The organism is Thauera sedimentorum (assembly GCF_014489115.1).
GTDB classification, from domain to species: domain Bacteria; phylum Pseudomonadota; class Gammaproteobacteria; order Burkholderiales; family Rhodocyclaceae; genus Pseudothauera; species Pseudothauera sedimentorum.
This window is the reverse complement of the sequence record NZ_JACTAH010000001.1, coordinates 15,323-39,975: the sequence shown is the minus strand read 5'-3', so window position 1 is coordinate 39,975 and position 24,653 is coordinate 15,323. Positions and strand designations below refer to the sequence as shown.

The following is a 24,653-nucleotide window of genomic DNA, read 5'->3' as shown; positions in this document are numbered from 1 at the left end:
CCGGCTGCCGGACAGCAGCGCATGCATCCTTTCGTTTCATTTGGAGAACTCCCGCAGTCGGACGAGTTCCCATTCGTGCTGCAGCTTATAGTGCCAAGTCATTGACCGAGAGGATACCCATCAGTATCGACACAATGATCGCTGCAATGACGGCACCGAGAACCAGTATGAGCAATGGCTCCAGCATGGTCAGGAGGCGCTTGACGCCCGCCTGGACGTCGGCATCGTGCACTCTGGAGAGTTCCAGCAGCATCGCATCTAGCCTACCAGTCTCCTCTCCCAGACGAACCATGTTCAGTGCCAATGGACTGAACAAACCGGTAAGGTGCAAGGCGTCGGCGAGCCGCCCACCCTGCTTGATGGCTGCCGGCACACTCGACATGGCGTTGCGGAGAACCAGATTTCCGATCGTGTCGCCAGCAATTTGAAGCGCGCCGACGATTGGCACTCCGCTGCCAAGCAATGTCCCCATGCTGCGCGCAAAGCGAGTCAGTTCGTACTTACGAACCAGCTCACCAAGGACGGGTACACGCAGCAGCGCCCGATCCAGCCACAGCCGCCCCCGCTGCGTTGCCAACCAGCGACGTCCCAGCCACGCGGCAGCTCCCGCACCGATGGCAATCAACCACCCCCAAGCAGCGACAACCTCGCCCAAAGCGACGATAAGACGTGTTGGCAGGGGCAGCGCCTCGCCCATGTCCTCGAAGAGCGTCTCGAACTGCGGCACTACGAAGCCCAACATAAGGACTACGGAGATGCATGCCACAACGATCAGGATGGCGGGATAGATCAGCGCAGAGATGACCGATTCGCGCAAGGCCTTTACCCGCTCGAGGTGCTCTGCGAGTCTGCCAAGCACTTCACCTAGATTTCCACCCGCTTCGCCAGAACGCAGCATGCTGATATAGAAATCGCCAAACAAACCGTGATGCTGCTGAAGCGCCTGCGACAGTCCCTTCCCGCCTTTGACCGACTTGAGTAGGTCCTGCAGGAGGCTGACCATCGACGGCTTTTCGGTCATATCGATCAGAATACGAAGGGCACGATCAAGCGGCAAGCCCGCCCGCAACATCACGGCGAGTTCCGATGTCAAGTTATGCACGTCGGTCCGATCGGGCTCGTGGCTAGCGAAACGCCAGCCTCTCGCTCCAGTGGAAGTACCTGCACTTTCGACTGAGGGGGTGGGGCGGGCGCCAGCGGACTCCTTGAGACTAACGGGCGTGAGGCCTTTGCTGCGTAATTGCCGCAATGCGCTTTCGCGACCGGAGGCGTCCAGCGTTCCGTCGAGCACCCTGCCGGCCGCATCCGCAGCGCGGTAGACGTACTCAGCCATTGCTCTGGTCCTGGGTCACGCGCAACAACTCCTCCAGAGAGGTGGTACCCGCGGCGACCTTGCGCAGACCGTCTTCGTACAGCGTCACCATGCCAGATCCACGCGCAACATTGTGTAGCGTGGTTGCGTCCGCACCGGCAAGGATGGCCTGATGGGTCGCTTCGTCCATGACGAAAAGTTCATGCACCGATGTCCGTCCGAGGTAACCCGTATGCTTGCACTGGGAGCAGCCTACAGCCGTATGTATGGTGTTGCGCCCGACAGGCATGAAACGGTTCAGTCCTGTCTTGGTCATGGTCTCGGGCGGAAGTTCGATCTGTGCCTTGCAGTGCGGGCATAGCACTCTCAGCAGGCGCTGGGAGAGCACGCCGTTGACGGTTGAGGTGATCAAATAGCGTTCGACGCCCATGTCTTCGAGCCGGGTGATGGCACCTGCCGCCGTATTGGTGTGCAGGGTAGACAGCACGAGGTGACCGGTGAGCGAGGACTGGACGGCGATCTGCGCGGTTTCGGTGTCGCGCATCTCGCCGATCATGATCACGTCCGGGTCTTGCCTGAGGATGGAACGCAGCGCGTGGGCGAAGGTCATCCCGATCTGGGCATGCACCTGAACTTGATTCACACCGCCGAGCTGGTACTCGACAGGATCCTCAACGGTGATGATCTTGAGCGCCTCGGCATCGAGCTTGGCGAGAGCCGCGTACAGGGTAGTGGTCTTGCCGGAACCAGTGGGACCTGTGACCAGCAGGATGCCGTGCGGCCGCTCGATGAGTTCGCGGAAGCGTGCGAGCGTATCGGCGGAGAAGCCCATATCCTCGAGTTCGAGCCGAATGCTGGCCCGATCCAGCACGCGCATGACGACACTTTCGCCGTGCACGGTGGGCAAGGTGGATACCCGCAGGTCCAGTTCGTGCCCCTTGACACGGTTGCGAATACGTCCGTCCTGCGGAAGTCGGCGCTCGGCAATGTTCAGATGGGCAAGCAGCTTGATGCGAGAGGTTACCGCTGCGGCAAGCGCGGCATCCGCTACTTCGGCCTTGTGCAGTACGCCATCCACACGGTAACGGATGTGCAGACCGTCTTCATAGGGCTCAATATGGATGTCGGAGGCGCGCAGATCGATGACTCGCGAAATGATCTGATTGACCAGACGGATCACCGGCGCCTCGGAGGCGAGATCCTTCAGGTGCTCTACGAAATCGCTCCCCCCTCCGAGCGACCCCGCCAACATACCCTCATCCTCCTCGCTCTCCTCCGGCTCGGAATAGAGGCGCTCTAGAGCGCCCTGCAACTCACTTTCGAGCGCCAGACGGGCTTCGATTGCGCGCCCCGACGCCAGGCGAAGTGCCTTGAGCAGGAATGCATCCTGCGGCTCAGTCAGCGCAACGATCAGCTTTTCCTCGCTCACTTCAAGCGGCAGAACGCCGTGCGCAAGCAGGTAGTCCGGCGTAAGGCCAGGCGCCTCAACCGGCATGTCTGGGAAGTCGGCAGATGTAACAAGTAGCACGCCGAGCTGCTCGACCAGAGCCCGCGCGACGTCGGCTTCAGAGACCAGGCCGAGCCGTACCAGCACCCGCCCGAGCAGCCCGCCCATCTCGCCCTGTGCCGCGAGCGCTTGCTCGAGATCGCGAGCTCCCAACTTGTTGGAGCGGACAAGAATCTCGCCGATGCGCGGCCGCGCGACAGAGACTGTTTCTTGAAGGGTGGCGGAGGAAGAGTAAGTCATGAATTCCGAACCCGATCATTCGGGGATCGCGGGAGGGATAGGAGTTTACCGCGAAGCCCGAAGCTGTGGTTGTGGCCCTTGGCCTGGCACGCCATCGAGCACACGGACTAGCCTACTGGTTGATCTGTGCCTCGGTCGGCCTGACCGGAGCATGGTCGCGCCGTCCACTCGTCGGCCATATCCGTGCAAGCGGAAACGTGGGTACAGCCTCCGGTGCGGTCGGTGGACGGCGGCGGCTCCTGCAGTGCACCGATGAGCATGAAAATGCTTCGCGCCAAACCCTGCCGTTTCGCAGCACCGGAGAGAATGGCGTGAACGCGGCGCCAGCGCGAGTGCGCGGCGAGCCTGCGTTCGCTCACGGTGAGTGCACCGCGCCAAGCTGGCTTGATCCGGTCGAATCCGAGCCGTGTTCTCAGTTCGCTACCCTGCTCAACAGCCCCCCAATACTGCGTCTTCGCATGTGCGAGGAGGTAAGCAGGACGTGTGAGCAGACGCGCGATACGACGAAGCGCTCCGGACGCCCCTACCTGATTGTTCCCATGCTGGCGATAGTGAACCAGCACTTCACTGACTGGGACGACCTCTCCACCCGCGGCAGCAAGGGCGAGCAGCCACCAATCATGATGAGCAACGGATGTTGGGAGAGGAAGTGCTCGCTCGGCCAGAGCGCGATTGCCCGCCATCGCGCAGCCTGGAACAAGATTGTGCAGCAGCGCAGAAACAGTTGCAGCCTGCGCTGGGTGACGCAAGCCTGCACCTGAGAAATGCGATGCGGACAGCAACCGCCCCCTCTCGTCGATCCAGGCCAAGTCCGAATATGCCAGACAGGGTTCAGTTGCATTCACATGATCCCGCAGCGCGCGCCGCAGGCGCTCAACCTTGTGCGGAAGCCAGACGTCGTCCTGATCACAGAGCGCAAACCACTGACCGTCCGTCGACAGGAAGTGCTGAAGTAGCAAGGCGAAATTTCGGGTTGCACCAAGCGTGGCTGGCGAACGCTCAACCATGACGATGCGCGGGTCACGAGCAGCGTAGCCGCGCAAGATGGACAGTGTGTCGTCATCACTGCCGTCATCGCTCACCAGTAGACGCCACTCTCGGTCTCGTTGCTCAATCAGGCTGTCTAGCTGAGCAGGAAGGAAGCGCGCCCCTCGATAGGTCGCGAGAAGGATGTGGAGCACCGGGACAGGGTCGAGAACGCTCATCTCATGGCCCGTAGGATACGATCGTTGGCTGCGTGTACGTCGAAGGCCTGCTCCGCAAACTTTCGCGCAGCCTGCCCCATGCGGCAGACCAACCCGGGGGCATCGACGAACCGAAGCATGCAGTCGGCCAGCGCTCTCGAATCGCGCGGAGGGACAAGGAGCCCGGTTTCACCGTCAACTACGGCATCTCTGCATCCGGGCATATCAGTGGTGATGACCGGACGCCCCATGGCCATAGCCTCCTGAATACCGCGGGGAACCCCTTCACGATACCAGGTTGGCAGGACATAGACGCTCGCCCGTGCGAGCCAAGGCCGAACGTCATCAACGTGGGCCTGCCATTCGACGACGCCCTCGGATGACCATTCCAGGAGCTCCGAGTGAGATACGGAACCTGGATTCTGGTCGGGGCTGCCCAGCAGGATGAAGCGCACCTCAGGCCGCAACCGCCTTACCAGCCGCGCGGCCTCAACATACTCGCGCACCCCCTTCTCCACCAGCAGACGCGCCGCCAGGATAAATACGAGCGGCTCGACTACGGATGATGCAGGGGCAAAGTGATCGAGATCGACCCCGATTGCGCCAACACACTCTGTCTGATCGGGCGAGACCAGGCGCAACATGCGGAACATTTCTTCATCGTCACGGTTGAGAAACAGGACCTTGCGCACGCCTGCCAGACCCAGCCGATAGAGTGCCACGACGGCCCACCTGAGGAAGCGACGACGTAGCGCGGGCCCCTGCGGCGGATCGGAGAACACGTATCCAGCACCCTCCACCATCGCGTAGCGACGCGGGATGCCCGCCAACCGTGCAGCGATACCACCATAGATCACGGGCTTAACGAAGTAAGCAAAGCTGCAGGCCGGACGCAGGCGCAGCAAGAGCCCGACCAGGCGCGCGATGTCGAGCACATCGCGCAGAGGATGAAGGCCGGCGCGACCTAGACTGTAGTCGAGCGGTTCTGCACCAAGCGATGCAACCCGTGCGCGGCCAGCATCGTCGTAATCCGGCGCAAGCGCCACGACGCGCCAACCGGCCGCGACCCACGCACGGATCAGCGGCCCACGAAAGTTCCACAGCGATAGAGCCTGGCTGGAGATCACCACTAGCGCAGGCTTTCTGGAAGCATCGCCCGCTCTACCTCTGGACAAGACCCTTCCCCGCCTGAATTTGCACCGGCTCTCGTGTCTCCAGGCAGATGGCCGTGAGCTTCTCGCCCCAAATGCAGCCTGTATCGAGTGCCATCAGGTTGTCCGTAATCTTGAGCCCCAGGGCAGACCAATGACCAAAGACGATAGTTGTGTCGGTGCTGGCGCGCGCGGGGTGCGCAAACCACGGAATGTGACCGAAAGGCGCCTTCTCCGGCACACCCTTGGTGTCGAACTCCATCTGGCCGTCCCGCGAACAGAAACGCATTCGGGTCATTGCGTTGACAATCACCCGGATACGGTCCCATCCCTTCAGGGATGAATCCCAGGCACGTGGCTGATTACCCCATAGATGGTCCATCAGCCGTCCCCAATCGGGCCCCGCAAGCAAGTTCTCCACCTCTTCGGCGAGCACGCGGGCCTGCGTCACGGACCACCCAGGCAACAGGCCGGCATGAACCATTGCAAACCCGTCCTCCAGATGCATCAGGGGGCGTTTCCGCAACCAGTCGACCAGATCGTCACGATCCTTCGCTTCGAGCACCTGCTGCAGGGTATCGGCTCGCTTGCGACCCGCTGCGCCGGAGTACGCCAGCTTGAGCAGATACAGATCGTGATTACCCAGCACGGTGATCGCAGATTCACCGAGGCTGCGAACGAAACGAAGGGTCTCCAGCGACGCAGGCCCCCTATTCACCAAGTCGCCGACCAACCACAGGCGATCACGCGCCGGATCAAACTGGATCTTGTCAAGCAGGTCGCGAAATTCTCTGTAGCAGCCCTGAACGTCGCCTATCGCATAGGTCGCCAAGATCGGATACCTCAGGCTTCCAGTTTGATGGACTCGGACACCAGAACAGGACGCGGCGGATTATAGGGTTGATACTCCGGCACCCAACGCCGAAGGTCTCGCCGCACTTGGTCATCTGACAGAGTCCGGCCAGATTGTATCCAGTGCAGCAGCGCATTCAGATCAAAGTCTGGAGGCAGAGCCGAGCGTGCGACGCGCAATTTGGGATGGTGAGTCGGGCGCGTCAATTCGCAATCTGCCAACACTTCTTCATACAACTTCTCGCCGGGGCGCAAGCCGCTGAACACGATAGAGATCTCGTCATCGCCATAGCCGGATAGGCGAATCATGTCGCGCGCCAGATCGAGCACTCGCACAGGCTCCCCCATGTCCAGCACGAATACCTCACCCCCAGCGCCCATGCTGGCAGCCTCCAGCACCAGTTGCGCCGCTTCATCGATCGCCATGAAGTAGCGCGTGATCTCGGGATGAGTCACGGTAACCGGCCCACCGCGCTCGATCTGAGCCTGAAACTTGGGTATGACACTCCCGGTGCTGCCCAAAACGTTACCGAACCGGACCATCTCGAAACGAGTCGCCGGGGACTGTTGCTGCATGTACTGACAGATCATCTCGGCCAGGCGCTTGCTGGCCCCCATGACGTTGGTTGGATTCACCGCCTTGTCGGTCGAAACCAGCACGAATCTCTCGACACGCACGGCGGAGGCAGCCCGAGCCACTATCCACGAACCGAGCACGTTGTTCCGAATCGCCTGCCACGCGTTTCGCTCCTCCATCAGCGGCACATGCTTGTATGCCGCAGCATGAAAGACCACTGCGGGCGCATAGCGCTCCATGATCTCCGACACGCGCCGCCGGTCCTTGATGTCGCCGGCGACAGCCACGAGATCGACCTCAGGAAACACGTCGGCAAAGTTCTCTGTCAACGCATAGAGCGCATACTCGCTCTGTTCGAACGCAACAATCTGCGCCGGCTGGAATCGGGCAATCTGCCTACAGAGTTCGGCACCGATCGATCCGCCCGCTCCGGTCACCATCGCCACCCTGCCCTTGAGCATTTGCCGGACCTCAGGCGTGTCGATACTGACAGGCTCCCGACCAAGTAAATCCTCGACGTTGAGTCGCCGCATCTGTGAAACGGTGTCGTGCCCGTGAATGAGCTGCCCGATCGGAGGCAGTGTGAACACACGAATGCCCGCGCGGATGCAAAGATTGGCCACTCTGCGATGTTCCGCGCGATTTGCGCCTGGCATGGCGATGATGGCGTGCCGGGTCCGCAAGACCGATGCCCACTCACCGATCTCCTCAAGCGCACCCAACACCTTGACGCCGCACACTTCCCGATGACGTTTGCGTGGATCATCATCGAGTATTCCCACGACATACCATTCGCGCGAGCGAGTCAGTTCTTGAACCAGATTGGCGGCTTCACGACCGACCCCGAGCACCAGCACAGGCTTGCCAACCGCCCGCAGCGCACCAAAATCACGGTGCTCCTTGAAGATCCGATAGGCAACACGCCCGCCCGCCATGATACCGGCGAGAAGCAACGGATAGAGGAGAAGCATACTGCGCGGCACCAGCGGCGACGGATAGAACAGCACTGCTCCCAATGCCACAGCGAGCACGCTGAAACCGACTGCACGCAGGATGCGCAGCAGGTCAGGAAGGCTGGCAAACGCCCAAATACCGCGGTACAGACCCGAGGCCCGGAAAATCACCCCCTGAACCGGCAACAGAAGAAGCAGACCCTGCCCCATGAGCTGAAGGTAATCTGCACTGACCTGAAAATCCATGCGTAGGAGAAAACCGCCCACCCATGCAAGCACCACGGCCAACAGATCGAATGCAAAAACGGCCATGGAGCGCCAGTTTGCGGGAAGACGATATTTCATGATGGCGCGCATTTTACTCCATGCGGAGAGCGGACCGATGCTTGCCATCAGCATGCGCTCGCCAACGACGATCCACCCTGACCCCCAGCAACAAGACAACCGCGGACCATGCCAGCAGGGCGCACAAACCAAGCCACTTCGCGTACCAGAGCATTACCAAGCCAAGCACTGCGCCACTGAGCATCAGGAGTATCCATTGTTTGCACATCCGGTCGTGCCGCCCATACATCAGGACCATCCGCTGGTAGTAGTGCTCACGATGAGCTTCCCATACGCGCTCGCCACGAAGCGCTCGACGAAGCAGAGTGACCGTGGCATCCGCAAGAAAGGGGGCAAAGACGATCAGCGGAAACCAGGCGGGCCAGATCTCGTGCAGGACTCCGTACACGCCCAGTGCTCCAGCCATGAAACCCAGCGGAATGGCACCCACATCGCCCGAGAACACCTTGGCCGGGTGCCAGTTGTAACGAAGAAAGGCCATGGACGCTCCTGCAACCGCAGCACAGACACCAGCGAGCTCGTATTGCCCGGCCGATGAGAAAGCAAGGCCATACGCCCCGAACCCCGTTGCGGCCATGCTACCGGCAAGACCGTCCGCACCATCCATGAAGTTGTAAGCGTTTGTCGCCCATGCGATCAGCAGGATCAGGGCCAGCAGTAGCCATGTGGGTACGCCGTTTTCCACCTGGAGCAGGACATAGGTCGCAACCCCCAGGTGCACCGCAAGCCGCACCCAGAACGGCAGATGGATCGCATCGTCCAGCATCGACACCAGCGCAAGGATGAGGATCGCGATCGGCCAGCAAATTGCGACTTCCAGCCACAGACAGGCCGCCAAGGCAGCAACCACGATGCCGAGGCCGCCTCCATGCGGCACTGGCGCCGAGTGCAGCGATCTGTGGCCAGGCAGATCCAGCCCGCTTCTCGCGAACAGCAACCTCGCGCGCACCACGAGCCAGCATAGAACCGCGCCGCCGACGGCCACAAGCACCATGTCAATCATGCCTGTACTCCACCTTGGCCCAGCATCTCGGCAATCCCATCTCTCAGACCCATTCGCGCCTGCCAGCCCAGCTCGGCGCGAATGCGGTCGCTGGAGTAGCACTCCGCATCCAGCAACCTGCCAACCACCTCGCTACGCAACGGCAAGCACAAACCGGCCAGGCGCCCGGCACCGTCCCCAAGCGCGCCAGCCAGGCGCAGCAGTCCGGCCGGCATTCCCCGGCCAAGCTCGGACAAGCCCAGCGCATGGCGAATTGCGTCCTGCAGCTGCCGAGCGGAGTAGGCAACCGGGTCGGCAACGATGAAGCTTCGACCGGGAGCCCGCTCATGGACGAGGGCAACGAGGGTCGCGGACACCGCATCATCAACGTGCAGCACCGAACGCGGCGCGGCCGTCCTCGGCAAGGGCGGGAACCAGCCCGCGCGAATGGCTGCGGCCATGCGCTCCAGGTTGCCTCGTCCGCCACGTCCATAGGTCATCGCCAGCCTCAATACCACAGTACCCATTCCGGTACGCCGCCCACACTCCTGCAGGGCTGTCTCAGCCATGCGCTTGCTTTCTCCGTAGGCGCCCACCGGCGGGATCTGGCACAACTCGTCGTACACAGCCTTGCCGTCATGCCCCGCGGCCTTCACGCTGGAGAGAAAGACGAACCGTGAGACGCCTTCCCGCGCGGCAAGCTCGGCGAGCCTTGCCGTCGCCTCGTAGTTGATCTTCCGATGGAGATCGCCCGACTGCCCGTCACCTTCTCCGAAGGCGTGGGCATGACCTGCGCAATGGACGATCGCATCCATACCCCGGCAGGCGCGCTGCAGCCCCTCGGCATCCTCAAGAGCTGCGGACACACATTCGACGCCGGGCAGTGAGAGTGAGCCACGAACCAACGCCCGGGGCTTGCAAGCCGCGGCCGTTAGCCGTCCGATCAGCCGTCCGCCAATGAAACCGGAAGCGCCGGTGACCAGTACTTTCATGTCTGACGCCCCATGAACAAGTGACGGAACCGCCCGTAGTCTCGGATCAACCATTGATGAGGCGGCAATTGTCGCATGACGCGACAGGGCCGGAACCCAGCTTCGCTCGCAACAAGGGGGCGAAATGTATACTCCGGCCCGAACCCGAACCGAACTCATGTCCGTGCGCCTTCCCTATTCCCTGCTCTGGCTGCTCGCCCTGCCCCTGGTGCTGCTGCGCCTGGTCTGGCGCGCGCGACGCCAGCCCGAGTACCTGCACCATGTAGGCGAGCGCTTCGGCCGCTATCGGCCGCACACCGGCGGTCCGCTGATCTGGCTGCATGCGGTATCGGTGGGCGAGACGCGCGCCGCCGAGCCGCTGGTGCGTGCGATGCTGGCGCGCTGGCCGGAGCACCGCATCCTGATCACCCACATGACGCCAACCGGACGGGCCACCTCCGCGTCCCTGTTCGGCAAGGAGTCGCGGGTGATGAATGCCTACCTGCCCTACGACCTCGGTACGCTCGCGGCGCGCTTCCTGCACCATTTCCGCCCGCAGCTCGGCGTGATCATGGAAACCGAACTGTGGCCCAACCTGCTGGCCGCCTGCGAGCGGGCCGGGGTGCCGGTGATGCTGGCCAACGCACGCCTGTCCGAGCGCTCGGCACGGCGCTACGCGCGCTGGCCGACGCTGACCCGCGCCACGCTCGGCGCACTGCGCGCCATCGGCGCTCAGACCGCGGCCGACGCCGCGCGATTGGCCGGTCTGGGTGCCCGCGGAGTGGTGCAGACCGGCAACATCAAGTTCGACATCCTGCCGCCAGAGGCGCAACTTGCGCTGTCGGGCACCTTCCGCGCACGCATCGGTACGCGCCCGGTGATTCTCGCGGCCAGCACGCGCGAGGGCGAGGAGGCGCCGCTGGTCGACGCCTTCCTGCGGCATGCACCGGCCGATGCGCTGCTCATGCTGGTGCCGCGCCACCCGCAGCGTTTCGACGAGGTCGCCGCGCTGGCAGCCGGGCGCGGCGCGACGGTGCAGCGCCGCTCGGACGAACAGGCGGTGCGCGGCGATACGCGCGTCTGGCTGGGTGACTCTATGGGAGAGATGTTCGCCTACTATGCAGCCGCCGACGTGGCGCTGATCGGCGGCAGCTGGCTGCCCTTCGGCGGGCAGAATCTGATCGAGGCCTGCGCGGTCGGCACGCCGGTGGTGCTCGGCCCGCACACCTTCAACTTCGCGCAGGTGGCGGAGCAGGCCGAAGCGGCGGGCGCGGCGCTGCGCGCGACCGATGCGGACGCCGGCATGCGGCTCGCTACCGAGCTGCTTGCCGACCAAGCGCGGCGCTCGGCCATCGGGGAGGCTGGGCTCGCCTTCGCCCAGGCGCACCGCGGCGCCACCGCCCGGACGATGGCGGTGATCGAACCGCTGCTTACTGCGCCGCCAGCAGCGCGTTGAGCTGCTGCACGTCCTCGTCGTCCAGCGCGCCGGCCGCGGCCTTGAGGCGCAGCTGCGCGATCAGGGTGTCGTAGCGTGCGCGGGAGAGCTGCTGCAGGGTGTCGGCCAGCTGGCTTTGCGCATTCAGCACGTCGATGTTGATGCGCACGCCGACCTCATAGCCCAGCCGGTTGGCTTCCAGCGCGGAGGTCGAGGACACCTGCGCCGCCTCCAGCGCTCCGACCTGGGCCAGACCGCTGGTCACTCCAAGGTAGGCCTGGCGCGCGGCCAGCGCGGCATCACGCCGTGCGCCATCCAGGTCGGCATCCGCCTTGATCTTGAGCGCCGCCGCCTCGCGCTCGCGCGACGAGATGCCGCCACCGGCGAACAGCGGGACGTTGAGCTGGAGGCCGATGGTGCTCGAATCGGTCCTGGTGCCCCCCTGGACACCCTGGGTGAAGCCGCTGTTGCTGCGACCGTGCGTGGCCACCACGTCGAGCGTCGGGTAGTGGCCCGCGCGGCTGCGCTGCACCTCGCGCTCGGCGATCTCGCGCAGCAGCTGCTGGGCCTGCACGCCGTAGCTGCCCTGCTCGGCCGCATTCACCCATTCGCCGATATCGGCCGGTTCGGGGCGGAGCAGTTCCACCCCGGGACGCAGCCGGGCCAGTTCGCCCGGGTCCTCGCCGACGATCTGCACCAGCGTCTGACGGCGGACCACCAGTTCGTTCTGCGCGGCAATCTCCTGCGCCACTGCGAGGTCGAAGCGCGACTGGGCCTCATGGACGTCGGTGATCGTCACCGTACCGACCTCGAAGCTGACCTTGGCGATCTCGAGCTGTTCGGCGGCGGCGGTACGCAGCTGGGTGACCGCGTCCAGCGCGTCCTGCGCGTTGAGCACGTTGAAATAGGCCTCGGCCACCCGCAGGATCAGGTCCTGCCCCGCCTGCCCGAACTGCGCCTCGGCCAGCGCGGTCTGCAGTTCGCCCTGACGGTACTGCACCCAGTTCTGCCAGCGGAACAGCGGCTGGGTGAGCTGCACCGTGTAGCCATTGGTGTTGTACTCGCGCTCGCTGGTGCCGAGCCCGTTGCGCACATCCGCCTCGTTCCAGGTGGTATGGGCCGACAGACCGACATTTGGCAACAGCCCGGCGCGCCCCTGGACGACCTTCTCCTGGCCCGCCTGGTGTTCGGCACGCGCTGCGGCGTAACGGGCGTCGTTGGCCTGGGCGCGGCGATAGACCTCCAGGAGGTCGGCGGACCACGCCGTCGTGGAGAACAGACCGGCGATCAGCACCGCGAGGACAGGCTTCATGGATGGCTCCGGAGTCAGATCAGTATTGCGGCATCTTCGGGTCAACCTGGGCGGCCCACGCCGCCACGCCGCCAGCCAGGTTGATGACATTGCCGAAACCCTGGCGTTCCAGGAACATGCACACCTGCGCGCTGCGCCCGCCGTGATGGCAGACCACCACGATCTCCCGGGCCGGGTCCAGCTCGGCCAGGCGCGCCGGCACAGATGCCATGGGCATCGGCAGCGAGCCATCGATGTGGCAGTACTGGAACTCCCAGGGCTCGCGCACGTCCAGCAGCAGCGGACGGTTCGCCGGCGGATCGGCCAGGCGTGCGACGAGTTCGACGGGCGTCATCTGGCGCATGGTGGCCTCAGAAAACGAAACTGTCGTGCCGCGGCGCGTTCTTCAGCATCGGCACCAGGGATTCGAATACGTCTTCGGTCTGGAACTGGCCGTCGCCCACGCGGGTCACCAGCCGGCCCTTCATCACCGGGGCCTCGCCGACGAAGGCGAACAGACGGCCGCCCGGCTTGAGCTGCTCCAGCAGGGTGCGCGGCAGCACCGGCAGGCCGCCGGACACCACGATCACGTCGTAGGGCGCGCGCGCCGCCCAGCCCTGGGCCGCGTCGCCCTCTTCCACGATCACGTTCTCGACGCCGTAGCGTGCCAGGCTGTCATGGGCCAGGCGCACCAGTTCGGGTTCGATATCGACGGTGCGGACCCACTCGGCCCGCGCGGCCAGCAGCGCGGCAAAATAGCCGGAACCCGCACCGATCTCCAGCACGGAGTCCGACGGCTCGACCTGCAGGGCCTGCAGCACCTTGCCTTCGATCACCGGCTTGAGCATCACCTGAGCACAACCGATCGGCACCTCGATGTCCGCAAAGGCCAGCGTCTTGTAGGCTGCAGGCACGAATTCCTCGCGCCGCACGGTCATCAGCAGGTCGAGTACGGTCGGATCCAGCACCTCCCACGGGCGGATCTGCTGCTCGACCATGTTGAAGCGGGCTTTCTCGAAGTTCATTCAGGGCTCCCTGGCGCGAATATTAGCACACGCTAATTGAGATAACGCAGACGATGGAAAAACCTTCGCATTCTATCCCACTTGCGGGTCCGGCTTAAGCCGATACCAGGCGGCATACAAGGCCGGCAGGAACAGCAAGGTCAGCAGGGTGGCGACCAGCAGCCCACCCATGATGGCCACCGCCATGGGGCCGAAGAAGGCACTGCGCGACAGCGGAATCATCGCCAGGATGGCGGCGGCGGCGGTCAATACGATCGGGCGGCAACGACGCACGGTGGATTCCACCACCGCTTCCCAGGGACTGCGCCCGGCTTCGGTGTCCTGGCGGATCTGGTCGACCAGGATCACCGAGTTGCGCATGATCATTCCGGACAGGGCGATGGTGCCGAGCATGGCGACGAAACCGAATGGCTTGTCGAACAGCAGCAGGAAGGCGGTGACGCCTATCATGCCCAGCGGCGCGGTGAGCACCACCAGGATCACCCGGCCGAAGCTCTGCAGTTGCAGCATCAGCACGGTGAGCACCACCAGCAGGAACAAGGGCAGGCCGGCCGCCACCGAGCGGCCGCCCTTGGCGCTTTCCTCCACCGCGCCGCCGGTTTCCAGCCGGTAACCGAGCGGAAGGGCGGCGCGGACTTCGTCGATCCCGGGCGCCAGTCGCGCCACCACCTGGGCCGGCTGGGTGCCGTCGTAGAGCGAGGCGCGCACGGTAACCGTGGGCACCCGGTTGCGTCGCCACACCACGCCCTGCTCGAAGCCGTATTCGGCGGAGGCCAGCTGTGCCAGCGGCACGCTGCCGCCACCGGCCACCGGCACCGCCAGATCGGGCAGCAGGCCCAGATGCACGCGCTCGGATTCGGCCCCGCGCAACACCACGGCGACGGTCTCGTTGCCTTCGCGGAACTCGGTGACGGTCGTACCCTGCAGCGAGGTTTCGAGCAGGCGGGCAAGATCCCGGCTGGAGACGCCAAGCAGGCGCGCCTTATCCTGGTCGATCTGCAGGCGTACCGCCTTGGAGGGCTCCTCCCAGTCCAGATGCACGTTCGACAGGTGCGGACTGCCACGCATCAGCGCGGCGACCCGGTGGGCAATGCGACGCATCTCCGCCGGGTCCGGCCCGCTCACCCGGTACTGCACCGGGAAGCCCACCGGCGGGCCGTTCTCCAGCCGGCTGACCACCCCGCGCAGTTCGAACGCTTCCTCGTCGAACAGGCGGATCAGGCGCTCGCGCAGGGCCTCGCGCGCTTCGCTGCCTGCAGTCAGCACGACGAACTGCGCAAAGCTGGTCTGCGCCAGTTGCTGGTCGAGCGGCAGGTAGAAGCGCGGACTGCCGCCGCCCACCCAGGCGACGTAGTTCTCCACCCCGGGCTGCTCGTCGAGAAAGGCTTCCATGCGGCGCACCGCGCGCTCGGTGGCCTGATGCGACACGCCTTCGGCCAGCCGCAGGTCCACCAGCAGCTCCGGACGGGTCGAATCGGGGAAGAACTGCTGCGGCACAAAGCGCACGAAGACGAACAGCGAGGCGGCGAAGATCGCCACGGTCAGTGCGATCACCACCCAGCGATGGGCCACGCAGGCCTGCACCAGCGCACGGAAACGGGTGTAGAAGGGCGTGTGGTAGATCGCGTGCTCGTCGTGCTGCTGGTGCGCGTGCGCAGCACGCTCGGCGAGCCGCGCACCGAGCCGCGGCGACAGCCGGCCGGCCAGGCGGGCGAGCATGGACGGGCGGCCGTTTCGCTGGCTGAAATCCGGCAGCAGGTGATAGCCCAGCCAGGGCACGAACAGCACCGCCGCCACCCAGGACACCAGCAGGGCGATCACCGTGACCTGGAAGATCGAGCGGGTGTACTCGCCGGTGCTGGAGGCCGCAGTGGCAATCGGCAGGAAGCCGGCCGCGGTCACCAGCGTGCCGGAGAGCATCGGCATGGCGGTCGATACGTAGGCAAAGCTGGCCGCGCGCGCGCGCTCCCAGCCCTGCTCCATCTTGGTGGCCATCATCTCCACCGCGATGATGGCGTCGTCCACCAGCAGGCCGAGGGCGATGATCAACGCGCCCAGCGAGATCTTGTGCAGGCCGATGTCGAACAGGTGCATGAACAGGAAGGTGATGGCCAGCACCACCGGGATGATGATCAGCACCACCACGCCGGTGCGAAAGCCCAGGGACAGCAGGCTGACCGCCATGACGATGACCACGGCTTCGACCAGCACCTTGACGAACTCGCCCACCGAACGCTGCACCGCGCGCGGCTGGTCGGCCACCCGCTCCAGCGACAGGCCGAGCGGCAACTGCGCCTGGACCCTGGCCACCGCCTCGTCCAGATGGCGCCCGAGGGCGATGATGTCGCCGCCGGCGCGCATCGACACGCCCAGCCCCAGCGCCTCGCGCCCCATGTAGCGCATGCGCTCGCGCGGCGGATCGGCAAAACCGCGCTTCACCTCGGCCACGTCGCCGAGGCGGAAGCTGCGCCCCCCCGCACGTATCAGCGTGTTCCGCACCGCGTCCAGGTCATCGAAACGGCCGTCCGGGCGCAGCCACACGCGTTCGTCGGCGGTCTCGAAGAAGCCGCTGCCGGCCACCGCGTTCTGCGCTGCCAGGGCATTCGCGATGTCCGTCAGCGTCAGGCCGAAGGTGGCAAGCTTGGTATTCGACAGCTCGATGTACACCCGCTGGGGCTGCTCGCCGAAGAAACTCACCTTGGAGACGTCGGGCACCTTGAGCAGCTCCGCGCGGATGGCGTCCGCGTAGCGCTTCAGTTCCGCGTAGTCCACCCCGTCGCCGAGCAACGCGAAGATGTTGCCGTAGGTGTCGCCGAACTCGTCGTTGAAGAACGGGCCGGCCACGCCTTGCGGCAGCGTATGGCGGATGTCGCCGACCTTCTTGCGCACCTGGTACCAGACATCGGGCATCTCGCGCGGCGGCGTGGAATCGCGGGTATGGAAGAACACCATTGACTCGCCGGGGCGCGAGTAGCTACGCACCACGTCCAGCTGTGCGACTTCCTGCAGCTTCTTCTCGATCTTGTCGGTGACCTGCTCGGCCACCTCCTCGGCACTCGCACCCGGCCATTCGGTGCGCACCACCATGACCTTGAAGGTGAAGGGCGGGTCCTCCGACTGGCCCAGGCGGGTGTACGAATACAGGCCGATCAGCGTCATCACCACCATGGCGTAAAGCACCAGCGCCTGGTGGGTGAGTCCCCATTCGGAGGCGTTCCATCGGCTCATCGGCGGGCATCCAGTCGCACCGGGGCGTCCGTGCTCACCACGCGGACCGTCTCACCCTCGACCAGCTTGTGCACGCCACCGGCCACTACCCTGGCGCCGGCCGGCAATGCGACGCGGACAATGACGATGTCCTCGCGGTACTCGTCGATCTGCACCGGCAGCGGGCGTACCCGGTCGTCCGTGTCGACAAGCCAGATCGCTGGACTGCCGTCCACCTGCGTGAGCGCCGACAGGGGTAGCTGCAGACCGCCGGTTTCCTTCATCGCGAAGGCCACACTGGCGGTCGCTCCCAGCGGCATGCTGTCATCCGCCTGCGGCACCGAGACGCGGACCGCGAAGCTGCGGGTGGCGGCATCGGCCGCCGGGGCCAACTCCCGCACCACCGCCTCGAAACTGCGCTCCGGCCTCGCCCAGGGGCGCACGATCGCCGGCGCGCCCGGTGCCAAGCCCGCGATCCGGCTCTCCGGCACGTGGATCAGCACCTCGCGCGTTTCCGGGCGCGCCAGGCGCAGCACCGGCTGCCCCGCCGCCAGCACGGCACCGGCCTCCTGGTAGGTATTCAGCACCACCGCATCATGGTCGGCCAGGAGGTCGGCGTAGGACGCCTGGTTGCCCGCGCTGTCCGCCTGGGCGCGCGCGGCGCGTACCGCAGCTTCCGCGGCCTGCAGCGCGGAGCGCCGCCCGTCCAGCGCCGAGGCGCTGATGAAGGCGCGCGCATGCAGTTCCTCGGCGCGGGCCAACTCCGCACGCGCCAGCGCCAAATCCGCCTCCGCAGCCGCCAGCTGTGCCGCAGCCGCCCCGGCAGCGAGCCTGACATCCTGCGGATCGAGCCGGGCGAGCACATCGCCGCGCCGCACCCTGTCGCCGACCTGCACCGTTCGCGTCACCAGCTTGCCGCCGATGCGGAAAGCCACGTCGGTCTCGTGGCGCGCCCGTACCTCGCCCGCGTAGATGCGCACGGAACCACCATCCGCCGCCCCGGTCTGCTCGACCACGCGCACGGCTCGCGCTTGCGCCTGCTCCACCGGTGGCGGCGAGCAAGCGCCCAGCAGCAGCGCTGCGACGGCCATGGCGACCAGTCCCGACGCCGTCCTCATGACTTTTCTCCATCCACACGCCGCACCGCGCCAAGACCGTGCATCAGCAGATCGAACCAGGTGTCGAGAAAACGCCCGGCGTCGAGGTCACGCGCACAGCACGCACCGAAGGAATGACGCCACATCGCCAGATGCAGCAAGGGCGCCATGAATACGTTGCCGATGAGTTCGGTGTTCACCTCGCGGAACACCCCCATTTCCACGCCGCGCTGCACGGCGGTGCGGATCAGCTTGAGACCGCGGTGGATCACCGCTTCGTGGTAATAGGCGGCCACATCGGGAAAATTGCGCGCCTCGGAGACCATCAGCTTGGGGATGCCGCCCAGTTCGGTATTGCCGATGCGCTCCCACCAACCGTAAAGGAACTCGTGCAGCAGCGCCCGCGGGTCGTCGGCATACTGTTCCAGCATGGCTTCGCCTGCTTCGATCGCCGGCACCACGCCCTCGGCGATCACCGCCTTGAACAGCGCCTCCTTGCTGTCGAAGTACAGGTACAGCGTGCCCTTGGACACCCCGGCCCGCGCCGCCACCTCGTCCAGCCGGGTGGCCGCAAAGCCTTTCTCGACGAACAGCGACAAGGCTGCTGCGGTCAACTCCTGTGGCCGCGCCTCCTTGCGCCGGCGGCGTGGCACCGTCGTATTTGCTGTCTTCACCATGATCTTGCGCCATCCATGTCCGTCTCCTCCGAAGCGATACGGCCGCCTGACGGCAGACGACTGGAAGTTAATAACTGACCGGTTAGTAATTTAGTGCACAAGACCAAATCCGTCCAGCAGACAGTGCAAGATTTCCTGGAGCTTGGCACGATCGCCGCGGATGACTCACAAGGCAGCGAATGAACGACACATGTCAGTGCAGACCACGCGCTGGCGGACGATGGTCAGAACAAGAGTTCGATGTTCCCGCCAACTGCCCAATGCCGGCTGCGCTCGACGGCGTCATGCTCGCGTGGCCAGAAATGGCCGACGATGAGCTCGCCGATCACCCAGTCGCGGTACAAGGGCTGAGCCCACGCGCCACGCACGCCGTATTCGCTGACCGATGCCGATGACGTGTTCCCGCTGGCAAGCAGTTCGAGCGAGAGACGGCGCTGATCGCCGAAGACCCGGAAAGCCCCCAAGCTGGATGACCAGGCTGCCCCGTCGTCGCGCCGGGTAATCACGACGCTGTTCTGCCAGGCAAACAACAACACCGGCGAGTAGGCATGCTCGTAGTCGAACGAGGTGTTGCTCCCCGCGCCGTCGCTACTGGTCCAGAAAAGCGTTTCACGAAAGCTGACCGCATCACGTGGCGAGATGGCCCAACGCTGACGATAGCGCAGCTGGATATACGGTTTGTACGCGCTCCGTACGCCGGCACGCAGATCAAGCCGCTCCCGGAGTGCATAGCCGACGCCGGCAAAACCAGTCGTATCGCGACGGCGCGATTCGTCCAGCAATTGCCGTTCGCGTGTAAAGGCTTCCTGGCGGTCGGTCACCAGATCACTCTCGTTGTCCTGACCGAAGAAGAGATATGCACGCTCCTTCAGGTTGGGCAATTGGACCCTTGCGCGCAAGCGCACACCGCCATCCACGTTGTCACCGCGACGCCATGAAGCCTTCAAACGAACACTCCCGGACACCCGCCCACCGTCCTCGAACGGCCGGTCGCCAAACCAACTGTCAACCTCTCTCGCCAACCACTCGGTCGTGTCTCGCAAGACGGCGCGACTGCCGGAGAGCACTCCTTCGTCATCCGCGACGGCAGAGACATTCGTGAGTGAACTGGATTCGGCCGCTACCACGGCCTCCGTCGCCAGCACGCCCAACACCGTACAGCCCAATGCAAACGCGCGCATATCCCCTCCCTCGCCGTACCTCGGCTCAGAGTATAGGGCTAGCGCCCCGCGCCGAAACCTTGACAGTCTGTCACGCAGCACCAGACACTTGCGGACACTTTGCGCCGACGCCACATTTTCGGGAACCGCACACGCATGCTGCAACTCAGCCTGGAACACGGCCAGCCCACCCCGCTGGTCGAACAGATCGTCGGCGGCATCCGCAACCAGATCGAGGACCGCATCCTGCGCCCGGGCATGCGCGTGCCGCCGATCCGCCGGCTGGCGGAAACCCAGGGGGTGAGCCGCTTCACCGTGGTGGAGGCATACGACCGGCTGGTGGCGCTGGGCTACCTGCGTTCGCGGCGCGGTTCGGGCTTCTACGTGGCACCGCGTCACGAACGCAGCGAAAGCCGCCTGCCCGCGCCGGTGGATCGCGCTGTGGACGTGGCCTGGCTGATGCGCCAGGCGCTGGACGACAGTCCCGGCCAGTTGAAGGCCGGCGCCGGCTGGCTGCCCTGCGAATGGCTGGACGCGGAAGGCCTGCGCCGCCACCTGCGTGCGGTGTCGCGCCGCCCGGACGCGCGGCTCACCGCCTACGGCACCGCGCAGGGCTATCTGCCCTTGCGCCAGCAACTGCAGGTGAAGCTGGCCGAGTTCGGCATCGGCGCCCCGCCCGAGCAGATCGTGCTGACCGAGGGCGCCACCCGCGCACTCGACATCGTCGCCCGCCACCTGATCAAGCCGGGCGACACGGTGCTGGTGGACGACCCCGGTTACTTCAACTTCTTCGGCAACCTGCGCCTGCAGGGCGCCAAGCTGATCGGCGTGCCGCGCGCCGCCGACGGCCCGGACGTGGCCGAGATGGAAGCCTTGCTGGCCCATCACCGGCCCAAGGTGTTCTTCACCCACTCGGTGCTGCACAACCCGACCGGGGCCAACCTCTCGCCGGCCAAGGCCTTCCGCATCCTGCAACTGGCCGAGAAGCACGACTTCTACATCATCGAGGACGACACCTACGCCGACTTCCACCCGCACACCACCACCCGCCTGGCCAACCTGGACCAGTTGAACCGGGTGATCTTCATCGGCAGCTTCTCCAAGACGCTGTCGGGCAGCCTGCGGGTCGGTTTCCTCGCCGCGCGGCCGGACCTGGCCGCCGAGTTCACCGACGTGAAGACGCTCACCAGCGTCAGTTCGTCGGAGTTCAACGAGCAGCTGATCTACCAGATGCTCACCGACGGCCACTACCGCAAGTACGTGGAGCGCCTGCAGGGGCGTCTCGCGCAGGCCACCGAAGCGAGCCTGCGCATGCTCGAGCGCGTCGGCTTCGAGGTATTCCACGAACCCAAGGGCGGCGTCTTCCTGTGGGCACGCCCGCCTGGCATCGACGACGCGGCCGCCCTCGCCACCCGCGCCGCCAAGGCCGGCATCATGCTGGCACCGGGCAAGGTTTTCCGCCCGCAGATGCAGGCCAGCCCGTGGCTGCGGCTCAATGTCGCCTTCGCCCCCCACCCTCGCCTGGAACGCTTCCTGGCCGAAGCAGGCTAGCACCGCGCTATTGGTGGATGCTCGCGGGGTCCGCCGCGCGGGCAGGACGCCTCCCGCCCCCAGGCCCGGCGCCGCTCTCGTAGGAGCGGCCTTGGCCGCGACTGCCGCATCGTTTGATCATCGGCCGTATCGCACCCAAGGCCGCTCCCACGCGCGTCTCAGAGTCGCCTTGCGCGGGCAGAGTCACGTGAAATTGATCTGCGTCAGTGAATCGAAAGCGAATCACAACGAGAATCGCTCTCAGCTATGCACTTGCCCATCCCGGCAGGCGCGCTCACCGAACCGCATGGGGGAATCGCGACATGGACCTGCCGAATTGCCGCTCGAACACCGAACGCAGCTTTCCGCTGGGCATGGCTGCGGAGAACAGCAGCTTGCGCGTGGTCGCCATCCAGGGCGGTGCCGGCCTGGCCCGCCGGGTGGCCGAGTTCGGGCTGAACGTTGGCAGCGAGATCACCGTGCGCCAGCGCCAGGGGGCAGGCCTGGTGGTGGCCCGCGGCGAGACGCGCTTTGCGCTCGGCGGCGGCATGGCGCACAAGATCCTGGTGTGTGAAACCTGAATGAACGCGGAGAAGCAGGCATGATGCTCAAGGACCTGGCGGTCGGCGACCGCGCCAAGGTGCTCGGTTTTTCGGAAACGGGCGGCTCCTACCGCCGCAAGCTGCTGTCCATGGGCCTCACCCCGGGCGCCGAGATCGCGGTTACCCGGGTGGCGCCGATGGGCGACCCGGTGGAGATCCGGGTGCGCGGCTTCGCGCTGTCGCTGCGCAAGGACGAAGCCTGCGCCCTGTCGGTGGAAAAGCTGTGATGAGCGGGCGCTTCACCATTGCCCTGGTGGGCAATCCGAACTGCGGCAAGACCACCCTGTTCAACGCGCTCACCGGCTCCCGTCAGCGCGTGGGCAACTGGCCCGGCGTGACCGTCGAGAAGAAGACCGGCGAATACCGCCACGAAGGCGGCCAGGTCGAGGTGGTGGACCTGCCCGGCACCTATTCGCTGGACGTGGTCGACCAGGAGGTCTCGCTCGACGAGAAGGTCGCGCGCGACTTCGTGCATGCCGGCGGCGCCGATCTGGTGGTCAACATCGTCGACGCCGCCAACCTCGAGCGCAACCTCTATCTCACCAGCCAGCTGGCCGAGATGCGCGTGCCGCTGCTGGTGGTGCTCAACATGGTGGACGTGGCCGAAGCCAGGGGCATGCGCATCGACGCCGATGCGCTGGCGGCCCGCCTGGGCTGCCCGGTCGTGCCCCTGGTGGCCACCGACGCGCGCGGCATCCCGGCGCTGCGCGCGGCCATCGGCCAGGCTGCCGGCGCGCGCCGCCCGGCCGGCATCGACGTGCGCTACGAGCGCAGCCTGGAAGACGCCATCGCGGCCCTGATGCCGCGCATCGAGGCGGCCGCCACCGGCTGCGCGCCGCGCTGGCTCGCGGTGCGCCTGCTCGAAGGCGACGACCTCGCCCGCCGCGAAGGCGGCATTGCGCTCGCCGCCGAAGCCGAAGCCCTGTCCGCACAGCTCGGCGGCGATCTCGACATCGCCGTGGCCGACGCCCGCTACAGTCTGGCCAATGCCATCGCCGGCGAGACGGTCAGCATCGAAGGACAAGCGAGCGCACACATCACCGACCGCATCGACCGCGTGGTGCTCAACCGCATGCTGGGCATCCCGATCTTTCTGGCGATGATGTACCTGCTGTTCATGTTCACCATCAACATCGGCGGCGCCTTCATCGATTTCTTCGACCTGCTCGCCGGTGCGCTGTTCGTCGACGGCGTCAACGATCTGCTGGTCGGCATCGGCTCCCCGGAATGGCTCAACGTGCTGCTGGCCGGCGGCATCGGCGGCGGTATCCAGACCGTGGCCACCTTCATCCCGGTGATCGGTTTCCTCTATCTCTTCCTGTCCATCCTCGAGGACTCCGGCTACATGGCGCGCGCGGCCTTCGTCATGGACCGTTTCATGCGCTGGGTGGGCCTGCCGGGCAAGAGCTTCGTGCCGCTGATCGTCGGCTTCGGCTGCAACGTGCCGGCGATCATGGCCACCCGCACGCTGGAACACCGCCGCGACCGGCTGATGACCATCGCCATGGCACCCTTCATGTCCTGCGGGGCGCGCCTGCCGGTGTATGTACTGTTCGCCGCGGCCTTCTTTCCGGAAGGGGCGCAGAACGTGGTCTTCGGCCTCTACCTGATCGGCATTGCCGCTGCAGTGGCAACCGGTCTGGTGCTCAAGAACACCCTGCTCAAGGGCGAAGCCACGCCCTTCATCATGGAACTGCCGCCCTACCACCTGCCGTCCTTCCGCAGCGTGCTGTTCCACACCTGGGACCGCCTCAGGAGCTTCATCGTCCGCGCCGGCCGGGTGATCGTGCCGATGGTGCTGGTGCTCAACTTCCTCAACGCGGTCGGCACCGACGGCAGCTACGGCAACGAGGACAGCGACAAGTCCCTGCTGGCGGAGATTGGCCGCAGCATTGCCCCCGCCTTCTCGCCGCTGGGCCTGGACGAGGACAACTGGCCCGCCGCGGTGGGCATCTTTACCGGCGTACTGGCCAAGGAAGCGGTGGTCGGCACGCTCGACGCTGCCTACACCGCGCTCGCCGCCAGCGACGCGGGCGAGCCCGGAGAGGAAGCGGCCTTCGACCTGGGCACCGCGGTCGCGGAAGCCTTCGCGACCATCCCGGCCAATCTCGTCGATGCGCTCGGCACCTGGGCCGATCCGCTGGGCCTGGGCGTCGGCGAACTCAGCGACCAGGCCGCGGTGGCCGAGGAACAGGAAGTATCCACCGGCACCTTCGGCGCCATGGCGGCGCGCTTCGACGGTGCTGCCGGCGCCTTCGCCTACCTGCTCTTCATCCTTCTGTACTTCCCCTGCACCGCGGCGACCGCTGCGGTGTACCAGGAGTCCGGCGCGCGCTGGACGGTGTTCGTGGCCAGCTGGACCACCGGCCTGGGCTACGGGCTGGCGACCCTCTACTACCAGGCCGCGACCTTTGCACGCGACCCGGCCCACGCCCTCGTGTGGATCGCGGTGGTGCTCGCCGCCTTCGCCACCGTGCTGCTGTGGCTGCGCCGCCTTGGCCGCCACGAGGACGCTGCCGGGCTCGGGCTCGTCCAGTCGGCGCAGAACGCCTGAG

Annotated in this window: 20 protein-coding genes; 5 read left to right on the top strand and 15 right to left on the bottom strand. The window is 65.5% G+C overall.

Annotation, left to right across the window (positions count from 1 at the left end; translation table 11 throughout):
• Positions 1-85: 85 nt before the first annotated feature.
• From IAI53_RS00175 to IAI53_RS00140, 8 genes are all read right to left on the bottom strand, one after another.
• Positions 86-1,333 carry a type II secretion system F family protein gene (locus tag IAI53_RS00175; protein WP_187716164.1) on the bottom strand — a complete coding sequence of 416 codons (1,248 nt, stop codon included), beginning with the start codon at positions 1,331-1,333 and terminating at the stop codon, positions 86-88.
• A complete protein-coding gene (gene gspE / locus IAI53_RS00170; RefSeq protein ID WP_187716163.1) occupies positions 1,326-3,059 on the bottom strand; it encodes a type II secretion system ATPase GspE in 1,734 nt (577 codons plus the stop codon). Before gspE ends, IAI53_RS00175 begins: the two co-directional genes overlap by 8 nt.
• Before the next feature lie 107 nt (positions 3,060-3,166).
• Positions 3,167-4,264 carry a glycosyltransferase family 2 protein gene (locus IAI53_RS00165; RefSeq protein ID WP_187716162.1) on the bottom strand — a complete coding sequence of 366 codons (1,098 nt, stop codon included), beginning with the start codon at positions 4,262-4,264 and terminating at the stop codon, positions 3,167-3,169.
• A complete protein-coding gene (locus tag IAI53_RS18715) occupies positions 4,261-5,373 on the bottom strand; it encodes a glycosyltransferase family 4 protein (RefSeq protein WP_349771869.1) in 1,113 nt (370 codons plus the stop codon). Before IAI53_RS18715 ends, IAI53_RS00165 begins: the two co-directional genes overlap by 4 nt.
• Positions 5,374-5,404: 31 nt before the next feature.
• A complete protein-coding gene (locus IAI53_RS00155; protein ID WP_187716160.1) occupies positions 5,405-6,226 on the bottom strand; it encodes a symmetrical bis(5'-nucleosyl)-tetraphosphatase in 822 nt (273 codons plus the stop codon).
• Positions 6,227-6,237: 11 nt separating this feature from the next.
• Positions 6,238-8,175, bottom strand: coding sequence for a polysaccharide biosynthesis protein (locus IAI53_RS00150; protein ID WP_225433101.1), 1,938 nt, complete (start codon positions 8,173-8,175; stop codon positions 6,238-6,240).
• Entirely contained in the window at positions 8,135-9,124 is a 990-nt protein-coding gene (locus IAI53_RS00145; RefSeq protein ID WP_187716159.1) for an MraY family glycosyltransferase, read from the bottom strand. Before IAI53_RS00145 ends, IAI53_RS00150 begins: the two co-directional genes overlap by 41 nt.
• A complete protein-coding gene (locus IAI53_RS00140; RefSeq protein ID WP_187716158.1) occupies positions 9,121-10,095 on the bottom strand; it encodes an NAD-dependent epimerase/dehydratase family protein in 975 nt (324 codons plus the stop codon). Before IAI53_RS00140 ends, IAI53_RS00145 begins: the two co-directional genes overlap by 4 nt.
• A gap of 157 nt (positions 10,096-10,252) precedes the next feature.
• On the opposite strand from IAI53_RS00140, the gene waaA reads away from it, so the two are divergent.
• Positions 10,253-11,530 carry a lipid IV(A) 3-deoxy-D-manno-octulosonic acid transferase gene (gene waaA, locus IAI53_RS00135; RefSeq protein ID WP_187716157.1) on the top strand — a complete coding sequence of 426 codons (1,278 nt, stop codon included), beginning with the start codon at positions 10,253-10,255 and terminating at the stop codon, positions 11,528-11,530.
• Here waaA and IAI53_RS00130 read toward each other — a convergent pair.
• The 7 genes from IAI53_RS00130 to IAI53_RS00100 form a co-directional block, all read right to left on the bottom strand.
• A complete protein-coding gene (locus IAI53_RS00130; RefSeq protein ID WP_187716156.1) occupies positions 11,505-12,821 on the bottom strand; it encodes a TolC family outer membrane protein in 1,317 nt (438 codons plus the stop codon). The two genes, waaA and IAI53_RS00130, sit on opposite strands and share 26 nt — an antisense overlap.
• Before the next feature lie 19 nt (positions 12,822-12,840).
• On the bottom strand, positions 12,841-13,164 hold the full coding sequence (locus tag IAI53_RS00125; RefSeq protein WP_187716155.1) for a rhodanese-like domain-containing protein: 324 nt from the start codon (positions 13,162-13,164) through the stop codon (positions 12,841-12,843).
• A gap of 7 nt (positions 13,165-13,171) precedes the next feature.
• Positions 13,172-13,825: a protein-L-isoaspartate O-methyltransferase family protein gene (locus tag IAI53_RS00120; RefSeq protein WP_187716154.1), complete on the bottom strand. Its 654-nt coding sequence runs from the start codon at positions 13,823-13,825 to the stop codon at positions 13,172-13,174.
• A gap of 72 nt (positions 13,826-13,897) precedes the next feature.
• Positions 13,898-17,053 (bottom strand): efflux RND transporter permease subunit, encoded by a 3,156-nt coding sequence (locus IAI53_RS00115; RefSeq protein ID WP_187716153.1) that lies wholly within the window; start codon positions 17,051-17,053, stop codon positions 13,898-13,900.
• A complete protein-coding gene (locus tag IAI53_RS00110; RefSeq protein ID WP_187716152.1) occupies positions 17,050-18,150 on the bottom strand; it encodes an efflux RND transporter periplasmic adaptor subunit in 1,101 nt (366 codons plus the stop codon). Before IAI53_RS00110 ends, IAI53_RS00115 begins: the two co-directional genes overlap by 4 nt.
• Positions 18,147-18,743 (bottom strand): TetR/AcrR family transcriptional regulator, encoded by a 597-nt coding sequence (locus IAI53_RS00105; RefSeq protein ID WP_285891451.1) that lies wholly within the window; start codon positions 18,741-18,743, stop codon positions 18,147-18,149. Before IAI53_RS00105 ends, IAI53_RS00110 begins: the two co-directional genes overlap by 4 nt.
• A 287-nt stretch (positions 18,744-19,030) precedes the next feature.
• A complete protein-coding gene (locus IAI53_RS00100; protein WP_225433100.1) occupies positions 19,031-19,987 on the bottom strand; it encodes a hypothetical protein in 957 nt (318 codons plus the stop codon).
• Between the two features lie 135 nt (positions 19,988-20,122).
• On the opposite strand from IAI53_RS00100, the gene IAI53_RS00095 reads away from it, so the two are divergent.
• The 4 genes from IAI53_RS00095 to feoB all read left to right on the top strand — a co-directional run bounded on the left by IAI53_RS00095 (position 20,123) and on the right by feoB (position 24,652).
• Positions 20,123-21,517 (top strand): aminotransferase-like domain-containing protein, encoded by a 1,395-nt coding sequence (locus IAI53_RS00095; RefSeq protein ID WP_187716150.1) that lies wholly within the window; start codon positions 20,123-20,125, stop codon positions 21,515-21,517.
• Between the two features lie 302 nt (positions 21,518-21,819).
• Positions 21,820-22,077 carry a FeoA family protein gene (locus tag IAI53_RS00090; RefSeq protein WP_187716149.1) on the top strand — a complete coding sequence of 86 codons (258 nt, stop codon included), beginning with the start codon at positions 21,820-21,822 and terminating at the stop codon, positions 22,075-22,077.
• 20 nt (positions 22,078-22,097) lie between these two features.
• Positions 22,098-22,325, top strand: a complete 228-nt coding sequence (locus IAI53_RS00085) for a FeoA family protein (RefSeq protein ID WP_187716148.1) — start codon at positions 22,098-22,100, stop codon at positions 22,323-22,325.
• The gene (gene feoB, locus IAI53_RS00080) at positions 22,325-24,652 is read left to right on the top strand and encodes a Fe(2+) transporter permease subunit FeoB (protein WP_187716147.1); all 2,328 of its coding nucleotides are present in this window, start codon (positions 22,325-22,327) and stop codon (positions 24,650-24,652) included. The genes IAI53_RS00085 and feoB overlap by 1 nt, the downstream gene beginning before the upstream one ends.
• Position 24,653: the final 1 nt, after the last annotated feature.